Below are 12251 nucleotides of genomic sequence, written 5' to 3' on the forward strand. Positions count from 1 at the left end.
GCACCGCTAAGCTGGAGAACTATGACTGACCAGAACGAGAACGAACAGCAGCCTGCCGCAGCAGTCGATGATTCCGCGACGACGGAAGCGAAAGGTTTCGAGCCGCTGACCGTGGCCTATGAACGATTGCGTCATTCCACCGATTCCGCCGAACTTTCGGAATTCGCACGCAGGCCGTTGCCGGATCGAGCCAATCAGGCGGCGTTCTCCCGTGCCACCGCATTGTTGGAGGCCGTGGCCGGTAATCGTCATACCCCGGTCGAAGACCGTGTGTTCCTGGCCACCACCATGCCGTTCCCAAATGTGCTGGTCAAGCTGTCCGAAGATCCTGAGGCATCGGTTCGTCAAGCCGTGGCGGCCAATGAGGACGATAAGAACTGGCTGGTAGGCCGACTGACCAAGGACCCTGTGCCGGCAGTGCGCGATCATGCCTTGCGCAATAAGCGTACGAGCTGGAAGATGCGTCTTGAAGGTGCCCAGGACCCTACGGCTGATGCCGAGACGCTTGACTACCTTGGTTCCCTTGGCACTGAGCGTGAAGAAGGAGCCCCTGCCGTGCTTGCTTCGATGGTGCGCAGGGCGGTGGCGTTGAACCCGAATACCTCTCAAAGCATGCTGCAGAAATTGGCGAACGACCCTTCGCAAGAGGTTCGCAACGCTCTCACCCAGCGCTAGTTTTTCGCCACCTCATGGCATTGCCTATTGAACAATAGGAAAATTCGACCAATTGAGTCGTTTACGTTACAGCGTTGCGTGCATAAGGGGCGTTAGACTGAGGCTATGAGTGAGAATACTGAGAATGAGGAGCGATTGGCTCGCCCGCTGATTCGTCTTGCCAAGCTCGTTGGCATCGGCACCAGTTACATGGGTATGAGCCACGATTACCATGAAATCGACGATGAAGTCCTAATCGAGGTACTTGCTGCTCTGGGCATTGAAGCCCGTGACGAAGACAGTCAGGATGCCGCGATTCGCCGCATCCTGAAAGAACGCTATTCCAGGCTGGTTGCGCCGACCGTGCTGCATACGGCCGGTGTGGAAGACCATGTGCTGGTCAACACCGGTATCTTGGAGGCCCCGAGTGCCACTATCACACTGGAAAACGGCGAGATGTACGAGGGTGTGATTGAGGTTGGCCCGGGAGACGGTTCGCAGGCATTCGACCTTGGTGACCGGTTCGTTTCCACGGCCGCGCTGATTATTCCGGCGGATTTGCCGGTTGGGTATCACAAACTGCATGTCACCGTAGGCGGGCGTACACAGGACGCCACGCTGATCAGCGCCCCAAGCAAGGTCGATCTGCTCGACCCGATGAAGAACGGCAGCCTGTGGGGCTGGATGGCTCAACTGTATTCGATTCGTTCTTCCGGATCCTGGGGCGTAGGCGATTACGAAGATCTGAAGACGATGCTGGTCGACGCCAAGAGGAAGACCGGGGCTGATTTCATTCTCATTAACCCGGTGCATGCCGCCGAACCGGTTTCTCCTCTCACTCCTTCACCGTATTTGCCGGTTAGCCGTCGACTCGTCAACTTCACCTATATTCGCCCTGAATCGGTTGCTGAATATGCGGAGCTTCCTGAGGATGCCAAGAATCAGGTGGACGCACTTCACTCCGACGTGGATCCGTTGAATGGTGATTCGCAGCTGATTGATCGCGACGCCATGTGGCGCAGCAAGATGCATGCGCTGTGGATCATCTTCAAGGCGGGTCGCAGCGCGCAGCGCCAGGCCGAGTTCGACCAGTTCAAGGCCAACAGCGGCTCCGATCTGGAGGCATACGCCACTTGGTGCCTGTGCTACGACAAGTGGGGTGCTCCCACTGCCGATAAGAACGGTTGGGAACAGGCGCTGAACCGCGATTCCACGCAGATCGCCAATCTGAAGGATCAGTTCCCGGATACGCTGGACTTCTATCGTTGGCTTGAGTGGATCGCCGTGGAACAGCTTGCCGCCGCCCAACAGGCAGCCAAGGATGCCGGCATGCGCATCGGCATCATGTCCGACATGGCCGTGGGCGTGCATCCTTACGGTGCCGATGTGTGGTGGAACCCTGAACGATTCGCCAAGGGTGCCACGGTCGGCGCTCCGCCGGATATGTTCAACCAGCAGGGGCAGAATTGGAGTCAGCCGCCGCTGAGCCCGCTTGATCTTGAAGCCACTGGCTACCAGACCTATCGCAATATGGTGCACGACATGTTCGCACGTGCCGGTGCCGTGCGCATAGATCACATTCTGGGTCTGTTCCGTTTGTGGTGGATTCCGGAAGGGCACTCCGCCGTGGATGGTGCCTATGTGTATTACGACTCGGACATCATGCTGGGCATTCTGGCTATCGAAGCCTCTCGCGCAGGTGGCGTGGTCGTCGGTGAGGATTTGGGTGTGGTTCCGGAGCATGTGGCTGATTCTCTGGCCAGCCACGGCATTCTGGGTTGCGCAGTGGAATGGTTCGAGCAGCGCGATGGTGTGTTCCGCAAACCGTCCGAGTATCGTCCCTACGCGCTGGCCTCGGTGAATACGCATGATTTGCCGCCGGCTGCAGGGTACCTTGAATATGAGCATGTCAAGATTCGTGAACGGCTTGGCCTGCTCACCGGCCCGGCAGAGGAGTTTGAGGCTTCGGCCAAGGCCGAACAGGACGCCATGATTTCCATGCTGGTTGATCAAGGTTATCTGGATGCCGCCTCCGCCGAAGACCGCGTGGCTCATGAGTCCGAGATCGTTGATGCGCTCTATCGTGCGCTGAAGGATGCGCCTTGCAAGCTCTTCGCCGCTTCCATCACCGATGCGGTGGGGGAGAAGCGTGCACAGAACCAGCCTGGCACCAATAACGAATACCCGAACTGGCGTATTCCATTGGCCGATGCCAAGGGCAATGTGGTTCCGCTCGAATCAGTATTCGATACCCCGGGCGCACAGCGGTTCGCACAGATTTTCAATAACTAAGCCACAATACTCAGGGTGTTCTTCCTCTGGGTATTCCCTTCTTGCCGGCGCCGACCACGGCGTCGGCATTATTGTCTGACTGTAGGGTTTTGAACACTGACTGTAGGAATCTGAACGTTGACTGCAGGTTTTTGAACGGAAAACGTTGAAAAACCTACAGTCACGGTTTATGAGCGGCTTGAAATAGGTGCATGTAAGTGCGTATTGCGGCCGGCGTGTGAAATGTCAGCAGTGGCGATATACTAGTGGATTGTTGTGTTTCCCTAAGGGGTCCTTCAAAGCGCTATCCCACTCGCCATCGAGGACTTTCAGGGAGCCCACGGATAATGAGGTTCAAAGCTTTTTGGATGCGGTCCTAACCAAACCACGCCAGGCAGCCGAGACCCGGAACACAATATATAGAAAAGGTACTCCAGTGAAAACTTTCACTCCGAAGCCAGCTGATCTGACTCACGACTGGTACATCGTCGACGCCACCGACGTGGTGCTGGGCCGTCTTGCCTCCCAGGTTGCAACCCTGCTGCGCGGCAAGAACAAGCCGACCTACGCTCCGCACGCTGATCTCGGCGATTACGTCATCGTCATCAACGCCGACAAGATCGCTCTCACCGGCAACAAGATGGGCAAGGAACTTTACTCTCACTCCGGTCGTCCCGGCGGTCTGCGTCGTGACTCCTACGCCGAGCTGCTTGAGAACAACCCTGAGCGCATCATCAAGGCCGCTGTCAAGGGCATGCTGCCGAAGAACCGTCTGGCAAAGGTGCAGCTTGATCGTCTCCGCGTCTTCCGCGGTGCCGAGCATCCGCACACCCCGCAGCAGCCGAAGACCTTCGAGATCGCTCAGATCTCGCAGCAGGCCAAGTGAAACCTGAGAGGAGATAGATATCATGGCTGAAAACACCAACGACTCCCAGGTTGTCGAGACCGAAGAGGAGCTCACCAACTACACCACCGAAACCAACGCTGGCGCTGGCACCGGCACTTCCGCTATCGAGCCGGGCTACGGCACCGGTCGCCGTAAGGAAGCTGTCGCCCGTGTTCGTCTGGTTCCGGGCACCGGCAAGTGGACCATCAACGGCCGCACTCTGGAGGAGTACTTCCCCTCCAAGCTGCTGCAGCGTGAGGTCAACTCCCCGATCGTTCTGCTCAAGCTCGAAGGCAAGTTCGACGCTATCGTCCTCGTTGACGGCGGCGGCACCACCGGCCAGGCCGGCGCCATCCGTCTCGGCGTTGCCCGCGCTCTGAACGCCATCGATCGTGACGCCAACCGCGCAACCCTGAAGAAGGCTGGCTTCCTGACCCGCGACTCCCGTGTCGTGGAGCGCAAGAAGGCCGGTCTGCACAAGGCACGTCGCGCACCGCAGTTCTCCAAGCGTTAATTTCGCTTCGAACTGTTTCTACCGAGCACAAAGAACCCCTCGTGGATTACCGCGAGGGGTTCTTTGGTATGTGTCGATATGCGCTGCACCGGATTTGGCTGAGTCCCCTAGTGCTGAACCTGCTTCATCAGCGTGATGCTCAGCGCTGGCATGGTCCACACATTGGCGGCCGTGGTCTCGTCTGCATCCGTAGCATTGACAGCATCGTCATTGAGGATTGCCGCGGCTGACTGTCCGACTGCATTGAGCGCCTCGGTGACACGCAGCAGCTGTTCCGCATCCATCGCGGCCTTATCTGCTGTGGTCTTCTCTTTGGCGGCAGTTGCATGGGCCCGTTTGACCGCGGGGAATTCAGCAGTCACTGTGGATTCCTCATCGCTCAGTTGCGTGGTATGTGACTGTACGGTTCGTACTTGGTCAGTGGACTTTGCGCTCTCTACTGGTTCGGCAGCCGCTTTGGCCCGAGCCTCCTCGGCAAGCCTGCGTACCGTCGCATCAGCGTTCTGTACGTGCTGCATCCAGACGCTGATGTCTTCCGAATCCTGATCCGCCATCACATGGCCACCCTGCCCAGGCCACATGCCATTGACCTCCGCGGAGCACCACTTGGGAACCCACGTGCTGTCATCAGGCAGATGGAAGTCACGGTTCTCGGCCACGCCGTTGACCACGATGCACACATCCACTTCGGTATTGGACAACAGACGCATCGTGAAGCTGCGGATGCCGAGATCGAACCAATCGCGCTCCACTGGTGAGGAACCATCCGGCAGGAACCATTTCACACGACTGGAAGGCTTAAGCAGACCAAGCTGCGTAAGCCTCGTGAAGAAGTCCTCATGATGGTAGAGATCAAGCGACTTGCGAAGAGAGACCAGCTGGGAAACTGTTTCCAGTCGGCGCATTTCACGGGTCTTATGTGGCGAATACAGCCAATCCCAGTTGAGCCAAGTCAGATTATTGTCCTGGCAGTAGGCGTTGTTGTTGCCGTCCTGCGTATTGCGGAACTCATCGCCGGCAAGCATCATCGGAGTGCCGAGTGATAGGAGCATGGTGCCGGTCAGATTCATGGCCGCCTGTTCGCGGGCCGCGATGATCTCCGGCTCATTCGTGATGCCTTCAACGCCGAAGTTGGCGGAATGGTTGTTCGAAGAGCCATCGTTGTTATGCTCCCCGTTGGCCTCATTATGCTTGGTGCGGTATCGCGTCAAGTCGGTGAGAGTGAAACCGTCATGACAGGCCACGAAATTGATGGATGCAGTGGCGCCGCGGCCGGGATCGGTGGCAAACAGATCAGCGGACCCGCACAAACGTGTGGCCATCTCCTGCAGGCTGGTACGGCCATAATCCGCACTGCCGTCCACATCCTCAAGCCAGAACGTGCGGGCGGTGTCGCGGAAACGATCGTTCCACTCGGCGAACGGAATGCCGAACTGACCTGTACGCCAGCCGAGATTGCCCAGATCCCAAGGCTCCATGATGAGCTTCAGATTGCCGAGCAGCAGATCGGAGCGCAAGGCATACAGGAACGGGTGGTGCTGGGTGAACTCGCCGTTCAAGCGGGCCAGAGTCACACCCAAATCGAAGCGGAAACCGTCGATGCCGATGCGCTTGGCCCAGTATCGAAGTGAATCGATGGCGAACGTCACCACATGGGTGTTGGTGAAGTCGAATGTGTTGCCGCAGCCGGTGGTATCTTCCAAACGTCCGGCGTTCGACTTCTGATGGCGGTAGTAGGCCAGATCATCCAAGCCGCGCCAGCAGACGGTCGGACCTTCCACTCCGCCTTCGCAGGTGTGGTTGTACACCACATCCATAATCACCTCAAAACCGGCCTCATGCAGTGCGCGCACCATGTTGATGACTTCCTGCCGCACAGCCGTGGCACCCTTCTCCTGCGCCGCTTTGGTGGCGTAGGAGGGTTCGGGGGAGAAGTAGCTCAGGGTGGAGTACCCCCAGTAGTTCTTGCGGCCATGCTCTTGCAGGAACAATTCGTCCTGCTTGGCTTGGATCGGCAGCAGTTCGATGGAGGTGACGCCCAGGTTTTGCAGATAAGCCAAGGTAATAGGGTGCGCCAGGCCGGCGTAGGTGCCGCGAAGTTCCTCGGGCAGCCAAGGAGCATTGGCGGTGAAGCCTTTGACATGCATCTCATAGATCACGGTCTTACGCCACGGTACATGCGGATGGTCCGGGTCACCTTCATGCTTGTGCACATCACGATCATCGATGGCCACTGACACCGGCACATGACCCAATGAATCGATGGTGCTCATCGTGCCATAGGCCGAGCCGATGACCTTGCGATCCTTGACGGTGCATTCATAGGAGAAGGCGGCTGGGTCCAGATCCATGGAGCCTTCAATGCCCTTGCTATATGGGTCGAGCAGGAACTTGTATGGGTTGAATCGCACACCATGTTTTGGATCCCATGCGCCATCTACGCGGTAGCCGTATTGCATGCCGTCCCAGGCCTTGGGCAGGTGCACATACCACAGCCCATAGTTGGGGCCGGTCATGCGAAATAGCGTTTCACGCAGATAGAGGTGTTCAAGGATGCGTGTGCAGACCGGGAATTCGTGAATCTGCTGAATAAACGAGGTATTCGGGTCGGAGAATAAACGAATCGAATCCTGGAAGAACGCACTGGGCTTATCAATTGGCTCAAGCACGCACAGCCAAACCTGATCGGCGGTTTCCGAGCGGACAACGACGTCCGCGCCACCGTCATCAGTGAAGTACAAACCTGGGCGAGTGGCATAACGATGCAACGGTGGATTTCTCATACACCCATTGTAGGTGTGGGTATGCGCATGGCTAACTATAGGTTAGCGAGTATCGCGAGAAGGAAGACCATGTTGCGTTGAGTTGTTGGAGAACAACGGTTCGATTGTTTGACACATACACATGTATAACTACTGAGTTTTTGTCACTTTATTCCGAGTTGGAGGTGAATATGATCCATGTCCTGTGTGTGGTTTTTCGGTCGTCAAACATACGAAGCCGCGATTGGAAGCGCGGGCATGATCCATGCCGTAGCAGATTCTACAAATCGATCAGACCATGTTGAAACGGATAAACAAGAAGACAGTCGAGGAGATGCTGAATGCAATGTTCGACGCCCCTGGGATGAGAAATCATAGGAGCTGCCCGCTACGAGCGTAGCGAGGTGAGGAAGGCGTTCGTGCTGCCACATTACGAGCGTGATTTGACCTTCAAGGTCGGCAAAATGGGTTTAAAGACACCCAAACTTGAAGGACGTGGTATTCGGGTCAGTCGTCACAGAACGTTACCGGTGCAATAAAGAAAGTGTTGAGGAAGCTTTGATCGATATGTATCTGATCGGCGTCTCCACGTGTCAGGTCGACGACGTCAATCGGTTGTTGTGGGAGCATGTCTTCGCAGACGCTCTTCGACAAACTTAAGCGCATCTATGTGGAATTGTGAAAGTCCGGTGAGACCTCGAAGCGCATGTTTGAGGGTACCGACGAGATTACCACCTACCTGGTTTGATGACTGTTCTCGCGAGCATAGACGGTGCATCCGCGCAAACAGCATGATAGGACGGCTCAACTGCGAGGTTCAGCAACGCACGCGTGCTGGTCGGATTGTTCCTGGGTGTCGGAATCGCTCATGCTCAACGGTGCGCAAATCTGTATGTCGCTTCTAGCAAATAACGTGCCGTTACCTCGACATGTCTCAGTCAGGTGGGGCCATACGCGAAGCGAACTGATTACTTGCCACAAGGATGAGTGAGAATCGATGTATTCTAAGATACCGGCCATTATCCTAGATCTTTCTCCATAAAGAGTTGATTAATTCTTTAATGGAATCAAGCGATTAATAAATCGCGTCCATTCCTTAAGAAAATCCATACTCTCGATGTTATGCAGCCATCGGATTTGCAATCCATCCATGGCCGAGAGCACCTCACGAGCCACCGCTTGTGGATTGTCAACGTCGTCGCGCTCGCATGCTATTGCGTATTCATTCAATACGCGGCGTTCTCGGTCGGCAAAAAACTCATGTGCCGGATGGTCAGTGGCAAGCGATTCGGCTTGAAGCATGGTATACAGGCGAACAAATTCCGGACGATTCTTGTTTACGCTTGCTGTGGCGATCGACAGGTCGCGCATAGTGATGGGATGTTGCACGGCAATGCCTAAACGGTAATCGATGTCTCCTATCACGCCGAGTTGTTGGCCGATGGCTCGTCCGACGATGTCGTCATTGTATTCAACTATAGCGAGCAGCAGACGTTCCTTGTCTTTGAAATGATATAGAACGCCGGTCTCAGTGATGTGTGCTTCGCGCGCCACGTCACGTAACGTGAGGCCCCAATAGCCGTATTGGGCGACCAATGAGGTCGCCGCTTGCAGGATACTTTGCCGTCGTTGTTCTCGATTCATGCGGGAACGCAATTCCTTGGGCATATTGTTATCAGAATGTCCTTCTATGTGTGGGATTTATGGCTTATCCCTATTTTAATATATATCAATATATGGGCCATCAAATGCCGGAGGAGGCTTGTTGCTGATTTAAGCACTGCTATGACATTGTTCCGCTGTCGATCTTTTGATTGTTGGAAGCAATATGCGGATGCCTGAGATTATATGTTCAGGCATCCGCATATCGGGTAATGAATTGATTGTTTACTTGCCGAAGCCTGCGGTGAGTCCTGCAATCATTTGTCTGCGACCGAAAATGTAAGCGGTCAGGATCGGCAGAACGCTAATGACGACAGCTGCGAGGATTCCTGGAATGTCGACGGTGAATTGTCCTTGGAAAAGCCACAGACTGAGGGGGATGACCCGGTTGGATGCGCTTTGGGTGAGAATGAGCGGGAAGAGGAACCCATTCCAAACATTGAGCGCGTCGTAGATTAGGACGGTGATGAGTGCAGGTTTGACCATCGGCAGAGCAAGTTTGATCATGGTCTGGAATTCTGTGGCACCGTCCACACTCATGGCCTCAAAGAGAGATTGAGGTACGTCTCTCAGGAAATTGACTAGTATCATTACGCTGATTGGAATGGCGAATGCGGCGCTAGGCAGTATGATGGCCCATAGAGTGTCGTAGAGTCCGATATGAATGATGATGTAATAGACAGGGATGATGGTGGCCTGCATCGGGATGGCGAGACCAGTGATGATGAGCTTATAGACGGTTCGGGAGAATGCATCGCTGCGTCGCACAATCATGTAGGACACCATGAATGAGGCAACAAGAATAATGGTTACGGTCATGATTGTGACGAAAACGGAGTTGCTGACATACAAGAGGAAATTGTTGGCAAAGACCCGTTGATATGCTCCAAGTGTCGGGCGGGGGAGGGATAGGGGATTGGCCGTAAAGATGTCGCCTTGGCTGCGTAGAGAGGTAATGACGATATAATAAATCGGAATAATTACGATAGCAAGCCAAATCCATCCGAGCAGACCCCCGATGATGTTGTATTGCTTATTATTGATACGGATCATGATTGTCACACGCCTTCCATCTGGCTATCCATTTTGTCAGATCCTGAAATCTTGTTGAGAATGAGGGACATGGTGATGCCGAGGGCAAGGATGATGACTCCGACAACGCTTGCGCCGCCCATGTCGTAGCTCTTGAAGCCTTTCAAGTACATGTCGAGTGGAAGCAGACGGGTAGCGTTGCCGGGCCCACCACTGGTCATCACATACACAAGATCGAAATATGTCAGCGAGCCAACGATTATCAGTGTGGAGTCTGTGGCGATGGTGTATTTTATTTGCGGTAGTGTGATGGAGAAGAATTGACGAATCGAACCTGCTCCATCAATGGTTGCTGCTTCGTACATGGTTTGAGGGATCTGTCGCACGGCGCCTTGATACAGCAGAGAGTGCAGCGGGATAAAGCACCAGGAAACCACAATGACGATGACCCATAGAGCGGTCTTTGGATCGCCAAGCCAGTTGTGAGCCATCCAGCTGACGCCGAAAGCTTTTCCTATGCCGAATGAAGGGTCGAGAAGATTCTTCCATGCGATAGCTACGGCAGTTGAGCTGAATAGAAGCGGTAGAAAATAGAAGACGGCTAGGAATGCTCTGTATCTCTGCGTCCCAGCCATAAAGACTCCAAGTAGTATGCAGATGGGAGTTTGCACCGCCCAAGAAACAATGGTCAGAATCAAGGTGAGTCTGAGTCCATTGAGAACAAGGGGATCGGCGAGCATACGAGCCCAGTTGTCGATTCCATTGAATGACACCGCGCCTAGGCCGTCCCAAGTCATAAACGATAAAATCACTACGCCGACTAAGGGCAGAAGAGCAAACAATCCAAATAGGAGCAGTGCGGGTGCCGCATACCATTTGGAAGGGCCTATATGCAGCGGCTTGGCTGAGTCCTTGCCTTTATGTGCAATTGCCATGCTTATCATCTCCGAAATTGATGCAGATATCAGGATTCGTACCGGGACATTGGCCGATTCGAATTATGGGGGGCGGCCTTGTATGATTACGGTCAGCCGCCCCGGCTCAAAAGGGGTGTAGAGAATTATTTGAGTGTCGCGTTCATTGCATCCACGAATTGATCTGGCGTCTGTGTGAGCAAGAACACCTGTTCCAAGTTGTTGAGTACCGCTTCAGCTTGCGCTGCCGGAATGGCTTGATCCCAAGAAAGCTGGAATGCGGGTGCACTGCTCATGGCTTCATAGACCCAGGTGTAGAAACCGACTTTGGTGTCTGCGTCCTTGACCTTTTGCTCGATATCTTTTACGGGCGGTACTGCGCCGATGTCCAGCATCTTGTCGACCATGGCGTCAGTGTATGTCTGATCCTTTAGATATGCGATGGCGGTTTCCCGTTGCTTGGCGTTGGCCTTGGCGGACACAGACCAGTAATTGGCGAGATTGCCGGTCAAATCGTTGATATCGCCCTTGCCTCCTTCGACCGCCGGGAATGGCGCAAATCCGAGGTCATTAGCCGCGAAATCAGTAGATAGTGACTGCAGATCGGGGTAAACCCAAGAGCCCATTAGTTCCATGCCTACGGTTCCGTTGACCAGCATGGAGGTATCTTTGCGATCGTCTGAGGTCAGAGAGGTATAGATATCTCCGAATGCCCCGGCTTTGACAAGATCCTGGATCATTTCCATCGCTTGGGAGACAGCGGGATCGCTCCATGCGTCGGCCTTACCATCCATAACGCCTTGGAACACCTCTGGGCCGCCGATGCGATCAACCAAATAAGCGGCCCACATCAGGTATGGCCATTTGCTGCCTCCTGCCAATGCTATTGGAGTTTTTCCGGATGCTTTGATTTTTGCGACTGCATCCAGAAGCTCGGTCCATGTCTGGGGTGCTTCGCTTACTCCTGCGTCGTTCAAAACCGATTTATTAAAGTACAACACCACTGGTTGTGCGCCAAGGAGCGGTGTTGCGTACAGTTTGTCGCCGATATAGCCGCCTTGCGCTACGGATTCGAATACCCGATCGTTTACCGTGTCTGCAAGTTCGTCAGTCAAATCCACGATTGCTCCAGAATCCGCATAATCTTTAAGCGAAGCACCACCCCAACTGTAGACAAAGGTCGGCGCGTTACCGGATCCGATCGCTGTTCGCATCTTTTCCTTGAGGGCATCATTGGCGAAGTATTCGGTACTGATTTGTTGATCGGAATGATTCTTGTTCCATAGTTCAAATGATTCTTTGGCCGGGGCGAAGTTGGCGTCACTGATACCCCACGCCGTTGCGTTGCCATTAGATGAGGCCGAACCAGGCGTATTACCGCATGCCGCCAAAGATGTCAACATCGCCAGTGAAGCCAATGATGCTATTGCTTTTGTTGCGGTTTTCATATACTCCTCCTTGAGCATCGTTCGTAGTATCTTCTCTGATCTAGAAACGACATCTGTGTTGCAGATGTATTGACAATTATTATCTTTTAATGAATACTTGTCAAGTAA

Annotated in this window: 9 protein-coding genes and 1 pseudogene; 5 read left to right on the forward strand and 5 right to left on the reverse strand. The window is 54.3% G+C overall.

The features are described from left to right. Positions 1 to 21 precede the first annotated feature (21 nt). From CSQ86_RS02030 to rpsI, 4 genes are all read left to right on the forward strand, one after another. Positions 22 to 675, forward strand: a complete 654-nt coding sequence (locus CSQ86_RS02030) for an AbrB family transcriptional regulator (protein ID WP_100493448.1) — start codon at positions 22 to 24, stop codon at positions 673 to 675. Positions 676 to 780: 105 nt separating this feature from the next. After that, on the forward strand, positions 781 to 2946 hold the full coding sequence (gene malQ / locus CSQ86_RS02035) for a 4-alpha-glucanotransferase (protein ID WP_100493449.1): 2166 nt from the start codon (positions 781 to 783) through the stop codon (positions 2944 to 2946). 415 nt (positions 2947 to 3361) lie between these two features. Beyond that, positions 3362 to 3811, forward strand: coding sequence for a 50S ribosomal protein L13 (gene rplM, locus CSQ86_RS02040; RefSeq protein ID WP_033890532.1), 450 nt, complete (start codon positions 3362 to 3364; stop codon positions 3809 to 3811). Between the two features lie 22 nt (positions 3812 to 3833). Further along, entirely contained in the window at positions 3834 to 4325 is a 492-nt protein-coding gene (gene rpsI / locus CSQ86_RS02045) for a 30S ribosomal protein S9 (RefSeq protein ID WP_034534726.1), read from the forward strand. Between the two features lie 107 nt (positions 4326 to 4432). Here rpsI and glgX read toward each other — a convergent pair whose 3' ends face one another. Further along, positions 4433 to 7108 (reverse strand): glycogen debranching protein GlgX, encoded by a 2676-nt coding sequence (gene glgX, locus CSQ86_RS02050; protein ID WP_100493450.1) that lies wholly within the window; start codon positions 7106 to 7108, stop codon positions 4433 to 4435. A gap of 277 nt (positions 7109 to 7385) precedes the next feature. Here glgX and CSQ86_RS09880 point away from each other — a divergent pair. Beyond that, positions 7386 to 7766, forward strand: a pseudogene (locus CSQ86_RS09880) (transposase); the annotation flags it as partial. Between the two features lie 371 nt (positions 7767 to 8137). Here CSQ86_RS09880 and CSQ86_RS02055 read toward each other — a convergent pair. The 4 genes from CSQ86_RS02055 to CSQ86_RS02070 form a co-directional block, all read right to left on the reverse strand. Next, entirely contained in the window at positions 8138 to 8755 is a 618-nt protein-coding gene (locus CSQ86_RS02055; RefSeq protein WP_100493451.1) for a TetR/AcrR family transcriptional regulator, read from the reverse strand. Positions 8756 to 8974: 219 nt separating this feature from the next. After that, on the reverse strand, positions 8975 to 9802 hold the full coding sequence (locus CSQ86_RS02060) for a carbohydrate ABC transporter permease (protein ID WP_100493747.1): 828 nt from the start codon (positions 9800 to 9802) through the stop codon (positions 8975 to 8977). 5 nt (positions 9803 to 9807) lie between these two features. Then, on the reverse strand, positions 9808 to 10716 hold the full coding sequence (locus tag CSQ86_RS02065; RefSeq protein ID WP_207761541.1) for a carbohydrate ABC transporter permease: 909 nt from the start codon (positions 10714 to 10716) through the stop codon (positions 9808 to 9810). A gap of 125 nt (positions 10717 to 10841) precedes the next feature. Continuing rightward, on the reverse strand, positions 10842 to 12143 hold the full coding sequence (locus CSQ86_RS02070; protein ID WP_165773704.1) for an extracellular solute-binding protein: 1302 nt from the start codon (positions 12141 to 12143) through the stop codon (positions 10842 to 10844). Positions 12144 to 12251: the final 108 nt, after the last annotated feature.

The organism is Bifidobacterium felsineum, assembly GCF_002802915.1.
GTDB classification, from domain to species: Bacteria; Actinomycetota; Actinomycetes; order Actinomycetales; family Bifidobacteriaceae; genus Bifidobacterium; species Bifidobacterium felsineum.

Coding starts and splice junctions, on each gene's coding strand:
- glgX (WP_100493450.1), bottom strand. CDS start 7,108: ATGAGAAATCCACCGTTGCATCGTTATGCCACTCGCCCAGGTTTGTAC.
- CSQ86_RS02060 (WP_100493747.1), bottom strand. CDS start 9,802: ATGATCCGTATCAATAATAAGCAATACAACATCATCGGGGGTCTGCTC.
- CSQ86_RS02055 (WP_100493451.1), bottom strand. CDS start 8,755: ATGCCCAAGGAATTGCGTTCCCGCATGAATCGAGAACAACGACGGCAA.
- CSQ86_RS02070 (WP_165773704.1), bottom strand. CDS start 12,143: ATGAAAACCGCAACAAAAGCAATAGCATCATTGGCTTCACTGGCGATG.
- malQ (WP_100493449.1), top strand. CDS start 781: ATGAGTGAGAATACTGAGAATGAGGAGCGATTGGCTCGCCCGCTGATT.
- CSQ86_RS02030 (WP_100493448.1), top strand. CDS start 22: ATGACTGACCAGAACGAGAACGAACAGCAGCCTGCCGCAGCAGTCGAT.
- CSQ86_RS02065 (WP_207761541.1), bottom strand. CDS start 10,716: ATGGCAATTGCACATAAAGGCAAGGACTCAGCCAAGCCGCTGCATATA.
- rpsI (WP_034534726.1), top strand. CDS start 3,834: ATGGCTGAAAACACCAACGACTCCCAGGTTGTCGAGACCGAAGAGGAG.